The following is a 21,111-nucleotide window of genomic DNA, read 5'->3' on the forward strand; positions in this document are numbered from 1 at the left end:
TTCCCGGATTCGTACCCGGACCGACGTGGATGGGTGACACATGACCATGACCGAGGACACCACGCTCGCCCCGCTGACCGGCCCGCCGCCGCCCGCCGACCCCAGGTCAAGGGCGGCTCTGCTCAAGCTGGTCAAGCAGACCGTCAAGGACGGCCCCGGGCCGCGGGCCACCGAACAGCAGTGGGCCAAGGGCAAGCTCACGGTCCACGAGCGGCTCGCGCTGCTCTTCGACGAGGGGTCGTTCCAGGAGACCGAGCCGCTGCGCCGGCACCGGGCCAGCGGCTTCGGCCTGGAGAAGAAGCGCCCGCACACCGACGGCGTCATCACCGGCTGGGGGACGGTCGACGGCCGGACCGTCTTCGCTTACGCACACGACTTCCGCATCTTCGGCGGCTCGCTCGGCGAGGCCCACGCCCAGAAGATCCACAAGCTGATGGACCTGGCCATGGCGGCAGGGGCGCCGCTGGTCAGCCTGAGCGACGGGGCCGGCGCCCGGATCCAGGAGGGCGTGACGGCCCTGGCCGGATACGGCGGCATCTTCCGCCGCAATGTGGCGTCGTCGGGGGTGATCCCGCAGATCAGCGTGATGCTCGGGCCCTGCGCCGGCGGAGCCACCTACTCCCCGGCGCTCACCGACTTCGTCTTCATGGTCCGCGGCACTTCGCAGATGTATATCACCGGCCCGGATGTGGTCCAGGCCGTCACCGGCGAGCGGATCAGCCACGACCAGCTCGGCGGCGCGGATGTGCACGCCTCGGTCTCCGGCGCCGCGCACTTCGCCTACGAGGACGAGGCCGAGTGCCTGGCCGAGGTGCGCTACCTGCTGTCGCTGCTGCCGCAGAACAACCGGGAGATGCCGCCCGCGGTCCCGGCCGACGACCCCGCCGACCGGCGCTGCGAGGCGCTGCTCGACCTGGTCCCGGCCGACGCCAACCGCTCGTACGACATGCGGCCGGTCATCGAGGAGATCGTCGACGACGGCGAGGTCTTCGAGGTGCACTCCTCCTGGGCCACCAACATCATCTGCGCGCTGGCCCGCCTCGACGGCCACGTCGTCGGCATCGTCGCCAACCAGCCCTCCTCCTTCGCCGGCGTCCTCGACATCAACGCCAGCGAAAAGGCCGCCCGCTTCGTGCAGATGTGCGACGCGTTCAGTATTCCGCTCGTCACCCTCGTCGACGTCCCCGGCTTCCTGCCCGGGCGCGAGCAGGAGCACGGCGGCATCATCCGGCACGGCGCCAAGCTGCTCTACTCCTACTGCAACGCCACCGTCCCCCGGATCTCGCTGATCCTGCGCAAGGCCTACGGCGGCGCCTACATCGTCATGGACTCCCAGTCCATCGGCGCCGACCTCACCTTCGCCTGGCCCACCAACGAGATCGCCGTCATGGGCGCGGAGGGCGCGGCCAACGTCGTCTTCCGCCGCGAGATCGCCGCGGCCTCCGACCCGGAGGCGGCCCGCGCCGAGCGCATCAAGCAGTACCAAGAAGAGCTGATGCACCCCTACTACGCCGCGGAGCGCGGCCTGGTGGACGACGTCATCGACCCCGCGGAGACGCGCTCGGTGCTCATCCGCTCGCTGGCGATGCTCCGGGCCAAGCAGGCGGGCCTGCCGGCCCGCAAGCACGGAAACCAGCCGGTGTGACGCCGATGGACGAGACCCTGCGCATCGTCAGAGGCGAACCCGACGCGACGGAGGTGGCCGCGGCCACCGTGGCCCTGCTCGCCGCGCTGCGCGGCCGGCCCGCAGCCGAGGACGCCCCCAGGGCCCCCGGCACCACCTGGCGGGCCGACGGCTCCTACCACCCGCCGGGCGCCTGGTCCGCGTGGCGCGGACCGCAGTGAGGGCAACGCACTGAGGCCGCCTCCCGGAATCCGGGAGGCGGCCTCACCGCCGTGCGCACCGCCCCGTGCTCAGACGGGCTGGTGCGCGGACCGGGCCTGCCGCGCCGCGACGGTCGCCGGGTACCGCATGGTGAACATCACCGGAATCAGGAAGCTGACCACCTTGATGACGATCGAGGCGGTCGTCGCCTTCGGGTCGTGGTGGATCAGCACGGCCAGCGCCGCGGCTGCACCGGCGAACGACACCCCCCACACGGTGGTGATCACGGCATTGGTGCGGAAGAACGCCTTCGTCTTCCACACCTTCTCCGGCGCGATCCGCCGGGCGATGCCGAGCGTGAAGGGACGGCCGATGGCCAGCGAGCCGAAGGCGGTCAGGGCGAGCCAGGCGTCGACCAGGGCCGGGCCGTAGGGGATCAGGGACGAATCGGGGTCCTTGTAGGAGAGCCAGGTGATGCCGGCGAAGAACACGGCCGCGCTCACCTCGATCACCATTTCGTCCCAGTGCTTGCCCGTGCGGCGGTCGCGGTAGATCACGACGAGCGCGATCGCGAGTCCGACCTCCGCGCCGTTGCGCCAGTCGTCGCTCGTGGCCACGAACGCGTAGGCGATCCAGGGCAGGAAGCTGATGAGGTAGCGGTTCATGGGAGCTCCTTTCTCCAAGGTATTAGGACAGCCGCCCCTAGCACCGCGCTAAAGCGGAGCACCCGCGACCGGATAGCGGCCGGCCCCGGCCCGCCCCCACAGGCCCCCCGCCAGGAATCCTTTAGCCCGCCCCAAGCAATCGCCCGCAGCCTGTGCGCACATCCCACGCACCGTTGCCCGTGCCCATGCTGGAGGAAAGCGTGTCCCGTCGCCTGTTCACCTCGGAGTCGGTCACCGAAGGCCATCCCGACAAAATCGCCGACCAGATCAGCGACGCCGTCCTCGACGCGCTCCTCGCCCAGGACCGCAGCGCCCGCGTCGCCGTCGAAACCCTGATCACCACCGGCCAGGTGCATATCGCGGGCGAAGTCACCACCTCCGCCTACGCCGATATTCCGGCCATTGTCCGCGACACCGTCCTGCGCATCGGATACGACTCCTCGGCCAAGGGATTCGACGGCGCTTCCTGCGGCGTCTCGGTATCCATCGGCGCCCAGTCGCCCGATATCGCGCAGGGCGTCGACACCGCCTACGAGAACCGCGTCGACGGCGCCCCGGACGACCTCGACAAGCAGGGCGCCGGCGACCAGGGCCTGATGTTCGGCTACGCCTGCGACGACACCCCCGAGCTGATGCCGCTGCCCATCGCCCTCGCCCACCGCCTCTCGCGCCGCCTGTCCGCCGTCCGCAAGGAGGGCCGCCTGGCCTACCTGCGCCCCGACGGCAAGACGCAGGTCACCATCGAGTACGACGGCGACAAGGCCGTACGCCTGGACACCGTCGTCGTCTCCACCCAGCACGCCCCCGACATCAGCCTCGACGGGCTGCTCGCCCCCGACATCCGCGAGTTCGTCGTCGAGCCGGAGCTCGCCGGCCTCGACCTGGACACCGACGGCTACCGGCTGCTCGTCAACCCCACCGGGCGCTTCGAGATCGGCGGCCCCATGGGCGACGCCGGACTCACCGGCCGGAAGATCATCGTCGACACCTACGGCGGCATGGCCCGCCACGGCGGCGGCGCCTTCTCCGGCAAGGACCCGTCCAAGGTGGACCGCTCGGCCGCCTACGCCATGCGCTGGGTCGCCAAGAACGTCGTCGCCGCGGGCCTGGCCCGGCGCTGCGAGGCCCAGGTCGCGTACGCCATCGGCAAGGCGGCGCCCGTCGGCCTCTTCATCGAGACCTTCGGCACCGAGACCATGCCCGTCGCGACCATCCAGCAGGCCGTCACCGAGGTCTTCGACCTGCGCCCGGCCGCCATCATCCGCGACCTGGACCTGCTGCGCCCGGTCTACGGGCAGACCGCCGCCTACGGCCACTTCGGCCGCACCGGCGCGGACTTCACCTGGGAGAACACCGACCGGGCCGACAAGCTCCGCCAGGCCGCCGGCGCATAACCATGACCGCCGCCACCCCGCACCAGCTGCGCACCGCGCTCGCCACCCGCGTCGTCGTCGCCGACGGCGCCATGGGCACCATGCTCCAGGACCAGGACCCCACCCTTGACGACTTCCAGGGGCACGAGGGCTGCAACGAGATCCTCAACGTCTCGCGCCCGGACATCGTCCGGGCGGTCCACGAGGCGTACTTCGCGGCGGGCGTCGACTGCGTCGAGACCAACACCTTCGGCGCGAACCTCGCCAACCTCGGCGAGTACGGCATCCCCGAGCGGATATACGAGCTCGCCGAGGCCGGCGCGCGGCTGGCGCGGGACGTGGCGGACGGCTACTCCACGCCCGACCGTCCCCGCTGGGTGCTCGGCTCCGTCGGCCCCGGCACCAAACTGCCCACCCTGGGCCACGCCCCCTTCGCCGACCTGCGCGACGCCTACCAGCGGCAGGTCGAGGGCCTGATCGCGGGCGGCGCCCACGCCGTCCTCGTGGAGACCACCCAGGACCTGCTGCAGACCAAGGCCTCGCTGATCGGCGCCCGGCGCGCCCTGCGCGCGGCGGGCCGGGACCTGCCCCTGCTCGTCCAGGTCACCGTCGAGACCACCGGCACCATGCTGCTCGGCTCCGAGATCGGCGCCGCACTCACCGCCCTCGAACCGCTCGGTGTCGACGTCATCGGCCTCAACTGCGCCACCGGCCCCGCCGAGATGAGCGAGCACCTGCGCCACCTCTCCCGGCACGCCCGCACCCACGTCTCCGCCATGCCCAACGCCGGGCTGCCCGTCCTCGGCAAGAACGGCGCCCACTACCCGCTCACCCCCACCGAGCTGGCCGATGCCCACGAGGGCTTCGTCCGCGAATACGGCCTCTCCCTGGTCGGCGGCTGCTGCGGCACCACGCCCGAACACCTGCGCAAGGTCGTCGAGCGCGTACGCGACCTGGAGCCCGCGCCCCGCACCGTGCGCCCCGATCCGGGCGCCTCCTCCCTCTACGCGCACGTGCCCTTCCGGCAGGACACCTCCTACCTGGCCATCGGCGAGCGGACCAATGCCAACGGCTCCAAGGCGTTCCGCGAGGCGATGACCGAGGAGCGCTGGGACGACTGCGTCGAGATCGCCCGCAACCAGATCCGCGACGGCGCCCACCTGCTGGACCTGTGCGTGGACTACGTCGGCCGCGACGGCGTCGCCGACATGCGCACCCTCGCCGGGCTGTTCGCCACCGCCTCCACCCTCCCCATCGTCCTGGACTCCACCGAACCGGCCGTCCTGGAGGCGGGACTGGAGTGCCTGGGCGGCCGGGCCGTCATCAACTCCGTCAACTACGAGGACGGCGACGGCCCCGACTCCCGCTTCGCCCGCATCATGCCGCTGGCCGTCGAGCACGGCGCGGCCGTGGTCGCCCTGACCATCGACGAGCGCGGGCAGGCCCGTACGGCCGAGTGGAAGCTGGCGGTCGCCGAGCGGCTGATCGCCGACCTCACCGGCAACTGGGGGCTGCGCGAGAGCGACATCATCGTCGACTGCCTCACCTTCCCCATCGCCACCGGGCAGGAGGAGACCCGGCGCGACGGCATCGAGACGATCGAGGCCATCCGCGAGCTCAAGCGCCGCCACCCCGAGGTGCAGACCACCCTCGGCCTGTCGAACATCTCCTTCGGCCTCAACCCGGCCGCGCGGATCGTGCTCAACTCCGTCTTCCTCAGCGAGTGCGTGGCCGCCGGGCTGGACTCCGCCATCGCCCACGCCTCGAAGATCCTGCCCATCTCCCGCATCCCGGCCGAACAGCTGGAGTGCGCCCTGGACCTGATCCACGACCGCAGGCGCGAGGGGTACGACCCGCTCCAGCGCTACCTGGAGCTCTTCGACGGCGTGGACACCGCCTCCGTCAAAGCGGACCGGGCCGGGGAGCTCGCCGCCCTGCCGCTGGACGAGCGCCTCAAACGGCGCGTCGTCGACGGCGAGCGCAACGGCCTGACCGCCGACCTGGACGAGGCCCTGGCGGCCGGCCGTCCCGCGCTGGAGATCGTCAACGACACCCTGCTGGACGGCATGAAGACCGTGGGCGAGCTCTTCGGCTCGGGCCGGATGCAACTGCCCTTCGTGCTGCAGTCGGCGGAGGTGATGAAGAGCGCCGTCGCCCACCTGGAGCCGCACATGGAGAAGGCGGACGGCGAGGGCGGCGCCGGCAAGGGCACGATCGTCCTGGCCACGGTCAAGGGCGACGTGCACGACATCGGCAAGAACCTCGTCGACATCATCCTCTCCAACAACGGCTACAACGTCGTCAACCTCGGCATCAAACAGCCCGTCTCCGCGATCCTGGAAGCCGCCGAAGAACACCGCGCGGACGCCATCGGCATGTCCGGCCTGCTGGTGAAGTCCACGGTGGTGATGAAGGAGAACCTGGAGGAGCTCAACCGGCGCGGCATGGCCGCCCGCTACCCCGTCATCCTCGGCGGCGCCGCCCTGACCAGGGCCTACGTCGAGCAGGATCTGCACGAGGTCTACGAGGGCGAGGTCCGCTACGCCCGCGACGCCTTCGAGGGCCTGCGCCTGATGGACGCCCTGATCGCCGTCAAACGCGGCGACGAGGGCGCCGCGCTGCCCGAGCTCAAGCGCCGCCGGGTGGCCGCCGCCGCCCGCCCCCGGCCCACGGACGGCGCCGCGCTGCCCGCGCGCTCCGACGTGGCCGCCGACAACCCCGTGCCCGCGCCGCCCTTCTGGGGCACCCGGGTGGTCAAGGGGATCCCGCTGGCCGAATACGCCTCCTGGCTGGACGAGCGCGCCACCTTCATGGGCCAGTGGGGCCTCAAAGCCACCCGCGGCGGGGACGGCCCCTCCTACGAGGAACTGGTGGAACGGGAGGGACGGCCAAGACTGCGGATGTGGCTGGACCGGATCCACACGCAGAACCTGCTGGAGGCCGCCGTCGTCTACGGCTACTTCCCGTGCGTCGCCCAGGGCGACGACCTCGTCGTCCTGGACGAGAGCGGCGGCGAGCGCACCCGCTTCACCTTCCCGCGCCAGCACCGCGACCGGTACCTGTGCCTGTCCGACTTCTTCCGCACCGCGGACGCGGGGGAGCCGGACGTGGTGGCCTTCACCGTCGTCACCATGGGCAACCGCGTCTCGGAGGCGGCGAACGAGCTCTTCGCCGCCGACGCCTACCGCGAATACCTCGAACTGCACGGCCTGTCCGTGCAGCTGACGGAGGCACTCGCCGAGTACTGGCACGCCCGGATCCGAAGCGAGCTCGGCATCGCCGGGAGCGACCCCGGCAGCCTCGACGGCATGTTCCGCACCGAGTACCAGGGCTGCCGCTACTCGCTCGGCTACCCCGCCTGCCCGGACCTGGAGGACCGGGCGAAGATCGTCGAACTGCTGCGGCCCGATCGGATCGGGGTCACGCTCTCGGAGGAGTTCCAGCTCCATCCGGAGCAGTCCACCGACGCACTGGTGCTGCACCACCCGGAGGCCACCTACTTCAAGGCAGCGTCATCAGGGTCCCCCGCCCGCGAAGGGGTCCCGGCATGAGCGACCCGTCCTTCTCCTTCGAGTTCTTCCCGCCCAAGACCGACGAGGGGGAGCGTGTCCTGTGGGACGCCATCCGGCGCATCGAGGCCGTGGCCCCCTCCTTCGTCTCCGTGACCTACGGCGCCGGCGGCTCCTCCCGCGACCGCACCATCGACGTCACCCGGCGCATCGCCCGCGAGACCACCCTGCGCCCGGTGGCCCATCTCACCGCCGTCGGGCACTCCGTCGCCGAGCTGCGCCAGATCATCGGGGCGTACGCGGACGCGGGCATCCGCGACGTCCTCGCCCTGCGCGGCGACCCGCCCGGCAACCCCCGCGGCCCCTGGACCCCGCACCCGCAGGGCCTGACCTACGCGGCCGAGCTGGTCCGCCTCGTGCGGGACATGGGAGCCTTCACCGTCGGCGTCGCCGCCTTCCCCGAGCGCCACCCGCGCTCGCGCGGCTGGGACGACGACATCCGGCACTTCGTCGCCAAGTGCCGGGCCGGCGCGGACTACGCCGTCACCCAGATGTTCTTCCACGCGGAGGACTACCTGCGGCTGCGCGACCGCGTCGCCGCGGCGGGCTGCGACATTCCGATCATCCCCGAGATCATGCCGGCCACGGACGTCCGCCAGATCCGCCGCTTCGCCGAGCTCAGCAACGCCCGCTTCCCCGACGACCTCGCCCGCCGCCTGGAGACGGCCCGCGAGGACCCCGCCGCCGCCCACCGCATCGGCGTCGACCACGCGAGCGCCCTGGCCTTGCAGCTGCTGGACGAGGGGGCGCCGGGGCTGCACTACATCACCCTCAACCGGTCCACCGCGACCTTGGACATCCACCGGAACGTCCTCGGCTCCCGGCTACTGCCCAGGTCACCCGGACGCTTCACGAACGAAACCTTTGCGACCTCGCGCCGTTGATCCGGGCTCCCGGCCGTAACCGACCGGGTGCTCGTCCCGTACGACCAAGCAAAGGTGTCTCCCCCATGTCACGAATCGTCAAGGCAGCAGTCATCACCGCCACAGTGGGCGCCACTCTCGCCGGTTTCACCGGCAGCGCGGTCGCCGACGCCGACGCGAATGGCGCAGCGGTCGGCTCCCCGGGCGTCATCTCGGGCAACGTCATCCAGGTCCCGATCCAAATCCCGATCAACATCTGTGGCAACACCATCGACATCGTTGGCCTGCTGAACGCGGCATCAGGCAACGTCTGCATCAACGGCTGACGTCGTACGGTTCCGCAGAACCGTTCCCCCATGTGGCGCCCCCGACCCGGTCGGCGGGCGCCACCGGCGTGTTCAGGGGTTTCCCGGCAGGGGCTTTCCGGGAGGGGTTTTCCGGGAGCCTGGGCGGCGACTGCATGGCGCTCTATGATCATTACTTTGCGTATGGGGAGCGCGCAGGCGGCAGGGGGGAGCGGGGATGGCGGCCGGAGGTTCGGCGGCGACCAGGGCGCAGGAGGCGCGGCGGCACGAGCGCGAGCTGCGCGAGCAGCTGCGGGCGGCGCAGGAGGAAGCGCGGCGGTGGGAGGCGGCGGGCGAGGGCGAGCGCAGCGTCGCGGCCAAGCTGCTGATGCTCACCGAGCGCGGCTGGCGGCTGCTGGTGGACCGGCGCTGGCCGGGCACGCGCTCGGCCAACGTCGACATGCTGCTCGTCGGGCCGGGCGGCGTCTTCGTCATCGACGTCAAGAACTGGCGCTCGGCCCCCCGGACGGACGGCGGCCACCTCGTCGCGGGCGGTCAGCGGCGCGACGGGGAGATCGACAAGCTGCTGGCGATGACCCGGGTCGCCGAGGGGGCCGTCGCCTCCCTGGGCATGTCGCCCGTGGCCGTCCACCCGCTGATGGTCTTCGCGGGCCGGTCCCTCGACGCCACGCTGGGCAGGGTCCGGCTGCTGGGCGAGCTCGATGCGGCATCGGCGCTGATGGCGGAGCGCTGCCGGCTGGGCGCGGCCGTGGTGCGCGCCATCGCCGGCCACCTGGAAGAGGTCTTTCCGGCCTATGAGGCGTCGGCGGTGCGCCCTGCCCGGCCAGCCGCGCCGTCCGTGCCGTCTGTTTCGACGGAGGACGGTCTCTTCGACGTGGCGCGGCTGCGGGACGCGGCCATGGAGGCCGCGCGCAACGCCCCCATCGAGCAGTGGATGACCTTCCTCCATCCCGACCAGGTCGCCTTGGTCCGGCGCAACTGGGCGGGCCCGGCCAGGATCAGCGGCCCGGCGGGCACCGGCAAGACGGTGGTGGCGCTGCACCGGGCCGCCCATCTGGCCCAGCGCACGACGGGCCGGATCCTGTACGTGACGTTCGCCAACAACCTCCCGCGGGTCCAGAGCACGTTCCTGCGCGAGATGTCCCCGGCCGTCGCGGACCGGATCGAGTTCCGCAGCCTCCATTCCTGGTCCCTGAAGTTCCTCGAAGAGCGCCGGATACCCCACCGGCTGCACGGGGACCGCGCCAGGACGGCCTTCAACCTGGCCTGGAGCCACCGGGGCCGGGACAGCATCCTGTCCGCGCTCGAGCCGGCGCCGCACTACTGGCAGGAGGAGGTCGACTACGTCATAAAGGGCCGGGGGATCACCCGCTTTGAGGAGTACGCCGCCGTCGTCCGCCGCAGGCGGCGGCTGAACCTCCGCCGGGTGCACCGCGAGGCGGTCTGGGAGCTGTACGAGGAGTACGAGCGGATCCGCACCGAGCGCGGGGTGCACGACTTCCACGACCTCCTCGGCCTGGCCCTGGCCGAGGCCCGGGAGCGTCCGGCGAGCCCGCCGTACGCGGCGGTGATCGCGGACGAGGTGCAGGACCTCACGCTGGTGGGCGTCCGGCTGCTGCACGCCCTCGTGGGCGACGCGCCCAACGGCCTGCTCCTGGTGGGCGACGGCCAGCAGTCGGTCTATCCGGGAGGCTTCCGCCTCGCCGACGCCGGGATAGAGGTCCGCGGCGACCGCGGCCAGATCCTGCGCACCAACTATCGCAACGCCAAGGAGATCCTCGACGCGGCGCTCGCCGTCGTCGCCGAGGACGCCTTCGACGACATCGACGGCACGCCCACGGCGGGCCGCCGCGACGTCGACTCGGCCTGCCACCACGGCGTGGTCACCCGGGTGGTCTCGCGCACGCCGGCCGAGCAGGACGCGGCGCTCCTGGCCGCCCTGCGGGATGCGGGCCCGGATGTCTGGCCGGACTCGGCCGTCCTGTGCCGCTCCAAGCACGAGACGGACCGCTGCCGCCGGCTGCTCGCCGATGCCCGGATCCCCGTCTGCTCCCTGGAGCAGTACGACGGGCATCCGGTCGACGCCGTGAAGCTCGGCACCTACCGCCGCGCGAAGGGCCTGGAGTTCAAGCACGTCTATCTGCCCGACCACATCCCGCTGGCCTCGGCGGCGGTCAACGACGACATCACCCGCGAACGGCAGGAGCTCTTCCGTGCCCAGCTGTTCGTGGCCATGACCCGGGCCCGGGACACGCTCTGGCTGGGCACGGTCTCGCGTGAGCCCTGAGCGCCGTCACGGCAGCGGCGGCAGCGGAGGGCCTGCGTCCGCGGCACCGGGGGTGGGGGGCTTGCCCTCGGACAGGGCTCTGAGGACGCCGGGGCGGCTGACCGAGTAGCGGCGGTGGCCCGTGCGGAGGATGTCCGCCATGCGCATCTCCGCCAGCACGTTCTCGATGGTCGCCCGGCTGAGCATCAGCGCCTCGCCCAGCTCCGCCTGCGTGGGGCCGGAGACCTCGATGGGGGCGCCGGGCGGCCGGGCGGCTCTCGCGCCGGAGGTGCGGTCCAGTTCCAGCAGCAGGGTGCACACCCGCTGGATCGGCGACCGGCGGTAATTGGCGTAGACGCGTTCGTTGTTCATCAGGCGTTCCGCGATGTTCGTCGCGACGCCTTTCATGATGGCGATCTCGCTGTCGGCGAGCATCCGCATGCGCGGCAGCGAACAGGACAGCGTCCAGGTCGTGGTCAGGCATTCCGCGGCGGCCGTGCGGGCCTTCTCGTCGACGATCTCCACATCTCCGAGAATCGAGTCGGCACCCCGGAATCTCAGTGTCGTGGCCCCGGCGGTCGTGGCACGTTCGGCCACACAGCCGGACAGAATGAAGTGAACTTCGGTCGATCCCGGAACGACCCCGCGTAAGCGCTGACCTTTTCCGTATTGACGGCTCACCAGGTGGTCGGCGAGCGCATCGCGCACCGGACCGGGCAGCGCGGTGAAGAACGGCACGGACCGCGCCCGCTCGGTCTGCCGTATCACCCGCTGATTGAGGCTGGCCATCCAGTCCGGCGGCAATTTACCGCTCAACGCCCCACCTCCGCGGTGCGCGGAGCCGCGGACGGCGCGTGCAACGCGCCGACCAGCGGGACCATCGCCGTGACCAGGGTCGCCAAGGCGATGATCAGCGCAGCTATTCGGGCCGGATGCCCGCCCATCCGCTTGATCGCGTAGATCACCACGGTCGCGATGATCGCAAACATCGCCACGGCTGTAATAAGGAATCCGGCATTTTCGCTGCGCAACGTCGATTCTCCACTTCCGCGGGAGGTTCCATGGCAGGTCCAGTCCTGTCCCGCGCCGCCGGCGCCCGTGGTGAGCGGGGGCCCGAACGAGCGAACTCGGGTAGCCCCGAAGCGTATCCGACTACAAGAGCGGCCGCGCGCTTCGTCCCTGGATCTAGGGACCTGTCCCATGCAATGCGGACTGACACGGAAAATCCGGATCCTCGCCGGAGACCGGCGTTCGCGGACGAACTCCGCGTGGTATAACCGGGCCGAAATTCCCTGCCTTTAGGGAAAACGCCGTCAGTTCGAGGCGGGCTCCCCACGGCAAGGGAATCCCGTGCGCAAGTATCGCGTTAGCTGGTCACCGGCCACCGACTGGCCGGAGCGCTGACGTTGAACCTGGCAGGTCCATCGCAGCAAGGGTGGGGGAACTCCGGGGGTGGTGCCCCGGAGGGCCTCCACCCGCGGCGCGGAACCAACGACAACGGCCGGGCGCGGCCCGCAAAGGCGCGTCACCCGGCCGTGTCAGCCATGGCTTTAGAACCAGTCGCCGCCGTCGTTGTCCTCGACGATGTACTCGTTCTCGGTGATGTTGTTGATGACCTGGGGCTCGTCGTCGTCGAGCATCTCGTTGATCAGCGCACCGCCGACCAGCCCCGCGGCGCCCGCGGCGACCACACCGCCCCAACCGGGCCCCTGCCGCCGCTGCTGGTCGTGCCCGTACGCCGGGGCGTAGCCCTGAGGCGCGTAGCCGGGCTGCTGGGGCGCGGGGGCGTACCCCTGCTGGGCGTACCCGGCGTTCGCGGGGGCGCCCTGGGCGGCCGACTGCTGCAGCGTGGCCCACCGCTGCGCACAGGCGACACAGCTCATGATGTTCCGCGCCACGCCCCACTGCGGCGCCCACATGAGGTTCTGGACGCCAGGACCGTGCGCCGGATCGAAGAAGCAGTTCAAGGGATCTCCTGGATATCGGGCCCCGCTTGAAGCCTTGACAGGACCAGAGGGGCGAACGGTACTACTGGCAAAGCCGGTTGACGCAACAACCTCGCCCATGCGGGGTCGCAGACGGCACCCTTGCCCCCATATTTTAGTGCTTGCGCAAGCGGAGAATGCAGGGCCCCCGGCAGACGACAAGGTCCTCCCGAGTGGGGGTGCCGCTACGTCCGCGGGGACGGCTTCGGCGCCTCCCAGGCGGGCTCGACGGAGAGGTAGGTGGTGCGGAGGAGGAGATCCCCGGCCCGGAGCTGCTGCGTCCCCCACGACAGGCCGTCGTTCCGCGCCGTGGTCACGGTCTCCAGCACGTGGAACGCCCCGGTGTCGATGATCAGTCGCAGGCGCCAGGTACCGGCGTCCAGGTCGACGGCCGTGCCGGCGCGCCCGGTGCTGTCCTTGACCCGCTCCGTCACCCGCGCCCCGGGAATCCCAGTGAGGACCTTGAACAGCGCGGCCCGCAGCCGCGGTTCGGCGGGTGACCGGGCGAGCAGCTCCTCGACGCCGTTGAAGAGCCCCTCCGCGGCCGACTCCCCGGTGTCCTTCCCGACGAGCCGGGCCCGCAGCGCGTCCGGGTCGGTGGGCAGCTTCTCGAGGTCGTCCCACAGGACCGGTCTGCCGCAGATCACGTAGGCCGTCGGCCCCATGTCCCCCCGGTAGTAGTCCCGGACCGGACCGTCACCGAACTGCCCGCGTGTGCCGTTCCGGCTCAGCCAGACGGTCTCGTACGACTCGTCCGGCCGCTGGGTCTTCTCGCTTCTCCGGTTCCACTGGAAGGTCCGCACCTTCCAGTACGGTGCCGTCCCCGTCCCCGTCCGCTCCCGCACCGCCGCCGGGGAGCCGTGCACGTCGCCGGAGTCCGACCAGGTCTGGGACGCGACACCCAGCGCGACCGCCACGACCGCCGCCGCCGAGGCGAGCACGGGAAGGCGCCGCCGCCACCTCCGCGCCGGGACGGCCGCGGCCACCGGCTCCCATGCGAGCTCGACCGCCGGCCCCTCCTCCTCCGCCGCCCGGCCGGCCGCCGACCGCACCGCGGCCAGCGCCGCGGCGACGGCGTCCGCCGAGGGCGGCGCGACCTTGCCCGCGGCCCTCAACCGCCGGGCACCGGGGAAGTCGAGGAGGTCCCTGTCGTTCGTGTCCTGCTGCCCGGTCATGCGAGGTCTCCTGTCAGGGAAAGCGGGGCGGAGGGGCCGAGCGCCGCGCGCAGCCGGGTGCGCGCCCGGTGCAGCCGGGACCTGGCCGTGCCCGCGGGAACGCCGATGACGGCCGCGGCCTCGGTGGGGCTGAGCTGCTCCCACGCGATCAGGAGCAGCAACTCCCGCTCCACGGCCGGCAGCTCGGCCAGGGTCCGGCGCATCAGCGGCGCGACCGCCGCCGCGTCCAGCCTCCGGTCGACGGCGTGCCACGGGTCGCTGCTTGCCTCGCCGGCGAGCGTGGCGGCGGCCCCGGGCCGTTCCTGCCCACGCCAGTGCGCGGCCAGCACGTTACGGGCCACGCCGAAGAGCCACGCCCGGACCGGCCCGCGGGCCCTGTCGTAGGTGCCGCGCCCCGCGTAGGCCCGCAGCCACGCCTCGGCCAGCAGATCGTCCGCCGCGCCGGGCGCCCGGCGTGCGAAGTAGCCGTGCAGCGCCCTCGAATGGCGCTCCACGAGCGGTTCGAAGGCCGACGCGTCAGTTCCCGAGCGCGCCAGCAGTTCCTCGTCCGTCGCCACGGACCTCCCCTTCCACGGGCCACGCCTTCCGCGGCCCCCTCCCCTTCTTGCGTCCGCCCCGCGAAAGCGTTCGCGCCCCAGGAGCCGGGCGCGGGCTCAAGGGCCGGGCTGCGTTGACACATGCGTGGCGCCGGGACACCCGGCCTTGACGAAGATCCTCCGCGACCTGATCAAGCGGGACGGCCTCCGGCCGGGCGACCTCCTCTTCCCCGGGGAGAAGGGCGGACTGCTGGCCGGATCGGTCTTCCGGCGGGTCTGGAACAAGGCTCGCAAGGCCGTCCTCGAAGAGCGCGAGTACCGCTCGCCCGTCGGCAAGCGCGTCTACGGGCTGAACGGCCTCAAGTGGGTGCCCGAGCCGGGTGACGTCGCCGCGTTCGGCTCGGTCGGCAGATCTCGTGCGGTCGCTGCCGCGATCCGGCCTCGCCCCAGCGGGCGAGATATGACGTTTCCTGTTCGGGCCGCTATTCCGTAGTGCCGCGGCAGAGGCCCTCGACGCGGAACCACAGGCCCGGGGCGTAGACCGCATGGATGACGGCTTCTTCTCCTCTTGTGACCCGCAGGATTCTCAGGGTGCCGCCGGGAAGCACGTCGTATTGGTAAGTGACCTCGGAATTACCCTCGATGGTGTCGTCGTAGGAGATATCCGCCGTACGATCGTTCGCGTATTCCTTCGGCGGACGATTCTCCACCAGCTTGATGAAGACGCTCATGGGCCAACGGTACTGTCCTTTCGTGAGCTCCGCCCTCCGGGATGAGGGGAGGTCGCGGGCTGTTCAGACCTCGTCATCCGGCGGTCGGCCGGCCCCCGGAGTCCGGCTGGTCGCCAGCCAGGACCGCGCAGGCTCGGCGGGATGCGCGGTATCGACGGTGAGGTGGAGCCGGGTACCGCCTTCGCGGCCGGCCGGGTAGCTGCGTTGCTCGGTGGAATCGAAGCAGTGCCGGATGACTTCCGCGACGCGGCGGGCGGTCTCGGGGGACGCGGCGACGATGCGAATGTCGGCGCGTCCCGCCGACGGCACCGGCTCCGCTGGCGTGGGGGTGGGGGTGGGGGTGGGGGTGGCGCGTGCGGGCGTCATGGTCACTTCCTCCGGCCGGAGAAAAGCCGGAGTCGCCTGCGGTCCCCGTGCGGTTGCTCGCGGCGGTTTCGGGCGAGGAGAGGTCCGGCGGGGTCGATGGCCGACCGTGGGCGGTTCCGGCTCCTGCTGTCGCGCCACGGCAGGACACCGCTGTAGCGGAAGCCGGCGATTCTTTCGTCGTGCTGGACGTTGAGACGGTGGATCAGGAGGGCTCCCAGAGTGATCATGATGATGATCACGGCCAGGGTGACGGCGGTCTGCACGGTCCTCACATCCCTCGGGCGGAGCGCGGAGGCCCGGTCGGGTTCCCGGCCGGTGGTGGCGTGGTCCCACCCTCGGTATCCCATTCCTCTTCGCGGTCCCGTGACTCCGTCGCGTCGTCGGCCGCTCGCTCGTCCTCCATCAGCCTGCTCGCGGTGAGGAGGCTTCCGGGGGTTGTCGCGGCGGACATCAGCCTGGCGGCCGCGGCCGGGTCGGTCTCCGGCGGGATGATCAGCAGGTCCAGGCGGTCCGCGGTGTAGGAGAACACGAGGAGCTTGTGCGGGTCCTGCTCATTCGTGAACCACCCCACGTGCACCGTGTGTCCTGTGACGGGAACCTTGCGCGGGATCACGGGCCAGAAGGCCGGATTCACCGTGACGCGGGTAACTCGTCCCCAGGAGTGGTCCAGCCTCGCCGCCAGTGCGGGGAGCTCGCGGGAGAGGTCACGCGAGCGAGGCCACCAGGAGCCGTCCAGAAGCCCCGGCGCCGTTCCTGGCGTCAGGGACAGGCGAGCGGGCGGCGAAGGGGCATGCTTGTCGGAGGTCGTATGGTCGATGGTGACAGCCATGATGCGAACCTGCCCCCCGGGCTCGTCGTCGGCGGCCCGGCATTGTGACTCGCCGGAAACGACACCCGCATGGAGGCCGGTGTGCGAAGTGTTCCCGGTTTCTTCACCCTACTCCGGCAGGCGGGTCCGCAGGACTCGCGCGAGACCAGGCAATCTTGCGGGAACGCGGGCGTGCGACGGCCCTGTGGGCGACCCCGCCGCCGGCCTGCGGAGTATGGTGGGACTATTGCGAGCGCTTCGCCCGATTTTGTCGGCATATTCCGGACGACGAGTGAATGCGCGGAACTCTCGGAGACAGGCGAGCACACCATGGCCGATTCCGACACCCCACGCCTTCCCGGGCTTCTGCCGGATGCGATTCACCACGCCGTGAGACCTGGGACGGCGCTCTTGCGGCTGGAGACGACGCAAGAGCGCGGGGGAGTCCTGGACGGTGCGTGGTGGCCGCGCTCCCGCGACATCCATGCCGAGCTTCCCGGTCTGATCACCGCCCTGACCGAGCACCTCGGGCCCATCATGCGCGTGGGTCTGGACGGGAGTGCTTGGGAGGAGCTCCCGGCGCGGCTGATCGTCGACGACCGGGTCGTGCACATCGACTTCTTCCCTGTCGGTGACGACACGGTCCTCATCACCCGGGGCGACAACGATCACTTCGCCCTGATGGTGGTCCCGCCCGACGCGGCACCCGACGCGGCACGGGCCGCAATGGCCAGAGCCGTGCGGGCCGACAATGTCACCCAGGCCGAACAGATCCTCATCGACACCGGCAGCACTCCACAGACCTGAACGCCTGGGCAGTGCGGCGTACGGTCAGCCGAGGAAGGACAGCCGGACCTTTCGGTCGGGAGTGTCCCGGCCGGTGGTCACCAGAACGACGGACTGCGAGGTCCCCAGCTCCAGCTCACCGCCGACCACGGGCAGCGTGGCGTGGGGCGGCACGAGGGCCGGGAGCATGTGATCGCGGCCGGGGCCCGCACCGCCGTGGCGGTCCTGCCAGCGGTCGTCCGCGCGAAGAACCTCACGGAGGGCCGCCAGCAGGTCGTTGTCACTGCCGGCCCCGGTCTCGATGACGGCCAGGCCGGACGTCGCGTGCGGGGTGAAGACGTTCAGCAGTCCGTCTCTCCCGTGAGCGACCTCCCGGAGGAACGCGGAGCACGCGTTCGTCAGGTCGTGCATGGTTTCGGCGGAGCCGGTTGTCACGTCGACAGTGCGGGTGGTGAAGGTGTCAGTCATGGTTCACCAGTACCCGCTGTACAGGAGCAGCGCTGACGGCTGGACGGGTTGTTCCGCCGGACTCCGATCGCCGAAGCTGCCCCGCCGCCCGACCCACCTCAAGAGCCGTTCTGTTCAGCACTGTTCGCGACGTACAGGCAGGACTAGGCTGCCGGGTGAGGCCCCAGCCCTCGGCAGCACCGAGATGTGATTCGCTCCGAGGAGGCACGTGGTGCCCGTAGAGCGCGGAACCGTCCCCGCCCCCGCTGCAGCTCCCCGAGGGGCAGGCGGGCGTGTATCCGCGTCGCGCTGTCACTCACCGCCCTCCGGCAGCCCACGAGACCGCGTGCTCGTGGTCGGTGGAAGGCTGGACCTCTCCGGGGTGGCGAGGCTGCGCGAGCGTCTTCTGCACGTATCCCACAGCCCCGGAAGCCGGCTGATCCTCGACCTGTCCGGCGTCACCTCCTGTGACGCCCTGGGTCTTGGGCTGCTCGTCGCCGCCGCCCGCGGGGCCCGGCACTCCGGCGGCGACCTCTGCCTCGTCGCGCCGCGTCCCGCTGTCGCCGAGGCGCTGAAAGCCAGTGGGCTGAGCAGAATCCTCCCGGCATTTCCCGGCTTTGACGGGCGGTCCGGTGCCGGGACGGGCAACGGGCCTGCCCCGTGCCTCGGCGATCACGGGCAGAAGCGCGGCCGCATCAGTGGCCGCACTGAATCTTCGGGAAGTCTTCTGGAAGAAGGGGCCGCCCGCCCCCGTGATGTCACTTCACTACACTTACTAAATGGCCCCTGACCAGCAAAAATGCCCCTCCCGGAGGGAGGGCGTCCGCGTGGTCGGCGAGCTCGGCACACCGGCGCATGCGGGTGTGGAACCGCTCCAGCAACGCCGGCGGAAGAAGGGGGCTGCCCCGGGAAGGGCCACGACGGCGCGGGGGCTCGACCGTGGCCGGCGGTACGGCGGCCGGGGCTGCCCCGGCAAGTGCCCAAGCGATCATGTGGGTCGGGGTTCGGGTGAACACCCAGCTCGCCAGAGGGTGCATTGCGAGATCGCTGCGACAGCCGACGGCGTTCAACACATGGGCGATGACCGCGTCGGCCTCCATCGCGGAATCGAAGCACGAGGCGCACAGCACGCACAGTCGAAGCAAAACCGCGCACAGTAGCGGTTGCGTGCCCCTGGCCCCGGCCGGCGGACAGGAGGAGGAGGAGTGCCCGTGCGCAACGAAACGGAGGCGTCGAGAGTGGGAGGCCGTCGTGGCCGACATGGAGCAGGTCCCGGCCTCGGACCGGATGAAAGCGAGGGTGGCCGAGGCGAACGTGGCCAGCCGCCGGCGAGGCGGGGTAATCCTGTTCCGCCGATCAGGACTGCGACCCGGTGAAGGCCGGGGCGCAGAGCCCGGCCAGTGTCAGCTCCGAAGTCGCACAGCGATGGGGTGTTCGGACACCTGGCCAAACACCCCAGCCATCTGACTTACGACGTGATCAACAGCCGCCCGTACCGGGCGTACCTGGCGGGGCGGGCCGACGGGGAGTTGATGTGACTCACACCCCTGTGCCTCGGGCCGGCTACCGGTACTGGTGCGAGCTGAACGCGGAAGCAGCCGACCGGCCACTGGCAACCTGCCCCGGTGTCGGTGCCGACGGTCTGGGCGTGGTGGCAGCAGCGGGGCTATCCGCTTCCACAGGTGCTGCCCAGCGCGAACCGTCGGCGTCAGCCGACAGGCCGATCTTATTCGGAAGCGATCAGTTAGGAATGACAGACGCGTCTTGGCCTTCACGGACAGGTTTGCCAGGAACTGGTCGATCGAATCAGATACCGGGTGCTGGGACTCGGGTGTAGGTGTTCGCGGCGTTGGTGCCGCCGGGGGTGATGACGGTGATACCGACCGGGCCGGCAGGTCCGGGTGGGGCGTCGGCGACGATGTGGTTGTCGGAGACCACGGTGAACCCGGTGGGTGTCGTGCCGAAGAGCACGGTGGTGGTCTGGGCGAGGTTGGTGCCGGTGAGGGTGACGGTGTTTCCGCCGGAGGTGGGCCCCTGGTCCGGGCTGAGAGCCGTGACGGTGGGTGCAGCCAGGTAGGTGTAGGAGACCGGGTTGCTCGTTCCACCGGCGGTGCTGACGGTGACGGCGACCGGCCCGGCCACACCCGCGGGGGCCACGACCGTGATCTGGCTGTCGGAGACCACCGTGAATGTGGCCGCGGCGGTGGTCGCGAAGTGCACCGCGGTGGTCCCGATGAGGTGGTTGCCGGTGAGGGTGACGGTGTTCCCGCCTGAGAGCGGACCCGCCCCCGGGGCGACGCTGATGAGGATCGGGGCGTTGACATAAAAGTAGGAGCTGCTCAGGGTGCTCGTACCGCCAGGGGTGGTGATGGTGACGTCGACTGGCCCGGCGGTCCCTGCGGGGACCACGGCGGTGATCACGGTCGGGGACAGGATCGTGAACGAGGTCGCCGGAGTCGCGCCGAAGGTAATGGCGGTGGCTCCGGTGAGGTTGGCGCCGGAAAGGGTGACGGTGTTTCCGCCCGCTGTGGGTCCCTCGTTGGGGCTGACGCCGCTCAGAGCAGGTGCCGCGAAGTAGGAATACGAGATCCCGTTGCTGGTACCGCCAGGGGTGGTGACGGTGACCTGAACCGTGCCGGTCCCGGCAGGGGCGACGGCGACGATATGGGTGCCGGAGACGACGGTGAAGGAAGTAGCCGGTGTGGCACCGAACCGGACCGAGCTGGCAGTCGCCAGGCTCGTACCGGTGAGGGCGACTGTGGTACCACCGGCCGCTGGACCCGAACTCGGGGCGATCGAGGCAAGGGCGGGGGCCGGTGTGGTCGTGTAGGTGAAAGGCACCTCGTTGCTGGTACCGCCCGCGGTGACGACGGTGACCTGAACGGTTTCTGTTCCCGCAGGTGACGTCGCGGTGATCTGCGTGTCTGAGTTGACGGTGAAGGAGGTTGCCGGTGTGGCGCCGAAGTGCACAGCGGTGGCACCGGTGAACCCGGTACCGGTGAGGGTGACCGTGGTGCCACCGGCCGTTGGACCTGAACTCGGGACCACCGAGGTAAGGGTCGGCCCGGAGGTGGTGGCGTAGGTGTAGGTGACGAACTGGTTGCTGGTGCCGCTAGGAGTGGTGACGGTGACCTGCACCGTGCCGGACCCCAGGGGCGTGGTCGCGGTGATCTGCGTGTCTGAGTTGACGGTGAAGGAGGTTGCCGGTGTGGCGCCGAAGCGCACGGTGGTGGCGCCGGTGAACCCGGTACCGGTCACGGTGACATTGGTGCCGCCCGCGGTAGTCCCGGAGATCGGGGACACGGAGCTGACCATGGGGACGGGCGTGGCCAAGGGCTCGGCGGAAGTGGTCGCTGGGTGTGCGGGGTGGTTCATTGAGCTTGCTCCTTCGCGAGCAGCCAGAGCCGCAAC

22 protein-coding genes are annotated in these 21,111 nt (G+C 70.9%); 10 read left to right on the forward strand and 12 right to left on the reverse strand.

Annotation, left to right across the window (positions count from 1 at the left end; all coding sequences use genetic code 11):
* Nucleotides 1-46: 46 nt before the first annotated feature.
* Entirely contained in the window at nt 47-1,645 is a 1,599-nt protein-coding gene (locus tag FHS39_RS06760; RefSeq protein WP_425507766.1) for an acyl-CoA carboxylase subunit beta, read from the forward strand.
* Between the two features lie 5 nt (nt 1,646-1,650).
* Nucleotides 1,651-1,845, forward strand: a complete 195-nt coding sequence (locus FHS39_RS06765; RefSeq protein ID WP_184347284.1) for an acyl-CoA carboxylase epsilon subunit — start codon at nt 1,651-1,653, stop codon at nt 1,843-1,845.
* Nucleotides 1,846-1,914: 69 nt separating this feature from the next.
* Here the strand turns inward: FHS39_RS06765 and FHS39_RS06770 are convergent, their stop codons facing one another.
* Complete coding sequence (locus FHS39_RS06770; RefSeq protein WP_045933648.1) at nt 1,915-2,490, reverse strand: DUF3159 domain-containing protein; 576 nt, start codon at nt 2,488-2,490, stop codon at nt 1,915-1,917.
* A 200-nt stretch (nt 2,491-2,690) separates the two neighbouring features.
* Between FHS39_RS06770 and metK the strand changes: the two genes are divergently transcribed.
* The 5 genes from metK (at nt 2,691) to FHS39_RS06795 (ending at nt 10,887) form a co-directional block, all read left to right on the forward strand.
* Nucleotides 2,691-3,884: a methionine adenosyltransferase gene (gene metK, locus FHS39_RS06775; RefSeq protein ID WP_184347286.1), complete on the forward strand. Its 1,194-nt coding sequence runs from the start codon at nt 2,691-2,693 to the stop codon at nt 3,882-3,884.
* Between the two features lie 2 nt (nt 3,885-3,886).
* The gene (metH, locus tag FHS39_RS06780; RefSeq protein ID WP_184347288.1) at nt 3,887-7,414 is read left to right on the forward strand and encodes a methionine synthase; all 3,528 of its coding nucleotides are present in this window, start codon (nt 3,887-3,889) and stop codon (nt 7,412-7,414) included.
* Nucleotides 7,411-8,316 (forward strand): methylenetetrahydrofolate reductase [NAD(P)H], encoded by a 906-nt coding sequence (gene metF, locus FHS39_RS06785; protein ID WP_184347290.1) that lies wholly within the window; start codon nt 7,411-7,413, stop codon nt 8,314-8,316. Before metH ends, metF begins: the two co-directional genes overlap by 4 nt.
* A 65-nt stretch (nt 8,317-8,381) precedes the next feature.
* Nucleotides 8,382-8,621 (forward strand): chaplin, encoded by a 240-nt coding sequence (locus tag FHS39_RS06790; RefSeq protein WP_184347293.1) that lies wholly within the window; start codon nt 8,382-8,384, stop codon nt 8,619-8,621.
* 196 nt (nt 8,622-8,817) lie between these two features.
* Nucleotides 8,818-10,887, forward strand: coding sequence for a nuclease-related domain-containing DEAD/DEAH box helicase (locus tag FHS39_RS06795; protein WP_184347295.1), 2,070 nt, complete (start codon nt 8,818-8,820; stop codon nt 10,885-10,887).
* Between the two features lie 6 nt (nt 10,888-10,893).
* Here FHS39_RS06795 and FHS39_RS06800 read toward each other — a convergent pair whose 3' ends face one another.
* The 5 genes from FHS39_RS06800 to FHS39_RS06820 all read right to left on the reverse strand — a co-directional run bounded on the left by FHS39_RS06800 (nt 10,894) and on the right by FHS39_RS06820 (nt 14,583).
* On the reverse strand, nt 10,894-11,391 hold the full coding sequence (locus tag FHS39_RS06800) for a helix-turn-helix domain-containing protein (RefSeq protein WP_184347297.1): 498 nt from the start codon (nt 11,389-11,391) through the stop codon (nt 10,894-10,896).
* 287 nt (nt 11,392-11,678) lie between these two features.
* Nucleotides 11,679-11,855 carry a hypothetical protein gene (locus FHS39_RS06805; protein ID WP_158705905.1) on the reverse strand — a complete coding sequence of 59 codons (177 nt, stop codon included), beginning with the start codon at nt 11,853-11,855 and terminating at the stop codon, nt 11,679-11,681.
* Nucleotides 11,856-12,416: 561 nt separating this feature from the next.
* Nucleotides 12,417-12,833 carry a hypothetical protein gene (locus FHS39_RS06810; protein ID WP_184347300.1) on the reverse strand — a complete coding sequence of 139 codons (417 nt, stop codon included), beginning with the start codon at nt 12,831-12,833 and terminating at the stop codon, nt 12,417-12,419.
* Nucleotides 12,834-13,036: 203 nt separating this feature from the next.
* A complete protein-coding gene (locus tag FHS39_RS06815; RefSeq protein WP_184347302.1) occupies nt 13,037-14,026 on the reverse strand; it encodes a hypothetical protein in 990 nt (329 codons plus the stop codon).
* Nucleotides 14,023-14,583, reverse strand: coding sequence for a sigma-70 family RNA polymerase sigma factor (locus FHS39_RS06820; RefSeq protein WP_184347304.1), 561 nt, complete (start codon nt 14,581-14,583; stop codon nt 14,023-14,025). The genes FHS39_RS06815 and FHS39_RS06820 overlap by 4 nt, the downstream gene beginning before the upstream one ends.
* A 145-nt stretch (nt 14,584-14,728) precedes the next feature.
* Between FHS39_RS06820 and FHS39_RS06825 the strand changes: the two genes are divergently transcribed.
* The gene (locus tag FHS39_RS06825; protein WP_184347306.1) at nt 14,729-15,055 is read left to right on the forward strand and encodes a hypothetical protein; all 327 of its coding nucleotides are present in this window, start codon (nt 14,729-14,731) and stop codon (nt 15,053-15,055) included.
* On the opposite strand, the gene FHS39_RS06830 is transcribed toward FHS39_RS06825, so the two are convergent.
* The 4 genes from FHS39_RS06830 to FHS39_RS06845 form a co-directional block, all read right to left on the reverse strand.
* A complete protein-coding gene (locus tag FHS39_RS06830; RefSeq protein WP_184347308.1) occupies nt 15,045-15,293 on the reverse strand; it encodes a hypothetical protein in 249 nt (82 codons plus the stop codon). The two genes, FHS39_RS06825 and FHS39_RS06830, sit on opposite strands and share 11 nt — an antisense overlap.
* Before the next feature lie 63 nt (nt 15,294-15,356).
* Complete coding sequence (locus FHS39_RS06835; RefSeq protein WP_184347310.1) at nt 15,357-15,659, reverse strand: hypothetical protein; 303 nt, start codon at nt 15,657-15,659, stop codon at nt 15,357-15,359.
* Between the two features lie 2 nt (nt 15,660-15,661).
* On the reverse strand, nt 15,662-15,922 hold the full coding sequence (locus tag FHS39_RS06840) for a hypothetical protein (RefSeq protein WP_184347312.1): 261 nt from the start codon (nt 15,920-15,922) through the stop codon (nt 15,662-15,664).
* Between the two features lie 5 nt (nt 15,923-15,927).
* On the reverse strand, nt 15,928-16,488 hold the full coding sequence (locus tag FHS39_RS06845) for a DUF5994 family protein (RefSeq protein ID WP_184347314.1): 561 nt from the start codon (nt 16,486-16,488) through the stop codon (nt 15,928-15,930).
* A gap of 309 nt (nt 16,489-16,797) precedes the next feature.
* Between FHS39_RS06845 and FHS39_RS06850 the strand changes: the two genes are divergently transcribed.
* Nucleotides 16,798-17,274: a DUF5994 family protein gene (locus FHS39_RS06850; protein ID WP_184347318.1), complete on the forward strand. Its 477-nt coding sequence runs from the start codon at nt 16,798-16,800 to the stop codon at nt 17,272-17,274.
* A gap of 24 nt (nt 17,275-17,298) precedes the next feature.
* Here the strand turns inward: FHS39_RS06850 and FHS39_RS06855 are convergent, their stop codons facing one another.
* Nucleotides 17,299-17,721: a YjbQ family protein gene (locus FHS39_RS06855; RefSeq protein ID WP_184347321.1), complete on the reverse strand. Its 423-nt coding sequence runs from the start codon at nt 17,719-17,721 to the stop codon at nt 17,299-17,301.
* A gap of 325 nt (nt 17,722-18,046) precedes the next feature.
* Here FHS39_RS06855 and FHS39_RS26000 point away from each other — a divergent pair, with 325 nt between their 5' ends.
* The gene (locus FHS39_RS26000) at nt 18,047-18,490 is read left to right on the forward strand and encodes an STAS domain-containing protein (RefSeq protein WP_184347323.1); all 444 of its coding nucleotides are present in this window, start codon (nt 18,047-18,049) and stop codon (nt 18,488-18,490) included.
* A gap of 1,016 nt (nt 18,491-19,506) precedes the next feature.
* Here the strand turns inward: FHS39_RS26000 and FHS39_RS06865 are convergent.
* Nucleotides 19,507-21,075 (reverse strand): IPT/TIG domain-containing protein, encoded by a 1,569-nt coding sequence (locus tag FHS39_RS06865; protein ID WP_343069403.1) that lies wholly within the window; start codon nt 21,073-21,075, stop codon nt 19,507-19,509.
* Between the last annotated feature and the right edge of the window lie 36 nt (nt 21,076-21,111).

The sequence above is a fragment of the Streptomyces olivoverticillatus genome (genome assembly GCF_014203555.1).
Taxonomy (GTDB): Bacteria; Actinomycetota; Actinomycetes; order Streptomycetales; family Streptomycetaceae; genus Streptomyces; species Streptomyces olivoverticillatus.

Excerpts from the sequence above, each read along its gene's own strand:
- FHS39_RS06845 (WP_184347314.1), bottom strand. The coding sequence starts at position 16,488 with ATGGCTGTCACCATCGACCATACGACCTCCGACAAGCATGCCCCTTCG.
- FHS39_RS06850 (WP_184347318.1), top strand. The coding sequence starts at position 16,798 with ATGGCCGATTCCGACACCCCACGCCTTCCCGGGCTTCTGCCGGATGCG.
- FHS39_RS06855 (WP_184347321.1), bottom strand. The coding sequence starts at position 17,721 with ATGACTGACACCTTCACCACCCGCACTGTCGACGTGACAACCGGCTCC.
- FHS39_RS06795 (WP_184347295.1), top strand. The coding sequence starts at position 8,818 with ATGGCGGCCGGAGGTTCGGCGGCGACCAGGGCGCAGGAGGCGCGGCGG.
- FHS39_RS06770 (WP_045933648.1), bottom strand. The coding sequence starts at position 2,490 with ATGAACCGCTACCTCATCAGCTTCCTGCCCTGGATCGCCTACGCGTTC.
- metF (WP_184347290.1), top strand. The coding sequence starts at position 7,411 with ATGAGCGACCCGTCCTTCTCCTTCGAGTTCTTCCCGCCCAAGACCGAC.
- FHS39_RS06835 (WP_184347310.1), bottom strand. The coding sequence starts at position 15,659 with ATGACGCCCGCACGCGCCACCCCCACCCCCACCCCCACCCCCACGCCA.
- FHS39_RS06815 (WP_184347302.1), bottom strand. The coding sequence starts at position 14,026 with ATGACCGGGCAGCAGGACACGAACGACAGGGACCTCCTCGACTTCCCC.
- metH (WP_184347288.1), top strand. The coding sequence starts at position 3,887 with ATGACCGCCGCCACCCCGCACCAGCTGCGCACCGCGCTCGCCACCCGC.
- FHS39_RS06805 (WP_158705905.1), bottom strand. The coding sequence starts at position 11,855 with ATGTTTGCGATCATCGCGACCGTGGTGATCTACGCGATCAAGCGGATG.
- FHS39_RS06765 (WP_184347284.1), top strand. The coding sequence starts at position 1,651 with ATGGACGAGACCCTGCGCATCGTCAGAGGCGAACCCGACGCGACGGAG.
- FHS39_RS06865 (WP_343069403.1), bottom strand. The coding sequence starts at position 21,075 with ATGAACCACCCCGCACACCCAGCGACCACTTCCGCCGAGCCCTTGGCC.
- FHS39_RS06760 (WP_425507766.1), top strand. The coding sequence starts at position 47 with ATGACCGAGGACACCACGCTCGCCCCGCTGACCGGCCCGCCGCCGCCC.
- FHS39_RS06830 (WP_184347308.1), bottom strand. The coding sequence starts at position 15,293 with ATGAGCGTCTTCATCAAGCTGGTGGAGAATCGTCCGCCGAAGGAATAC.
- FHS39_RS06790 (WP_184347293.1), top strand. The coding sequence starts at position 8,382 with ATGTCACGAATCGTCAAGGCAGCAGTCATCACCGCCACAGTGGGCGCC.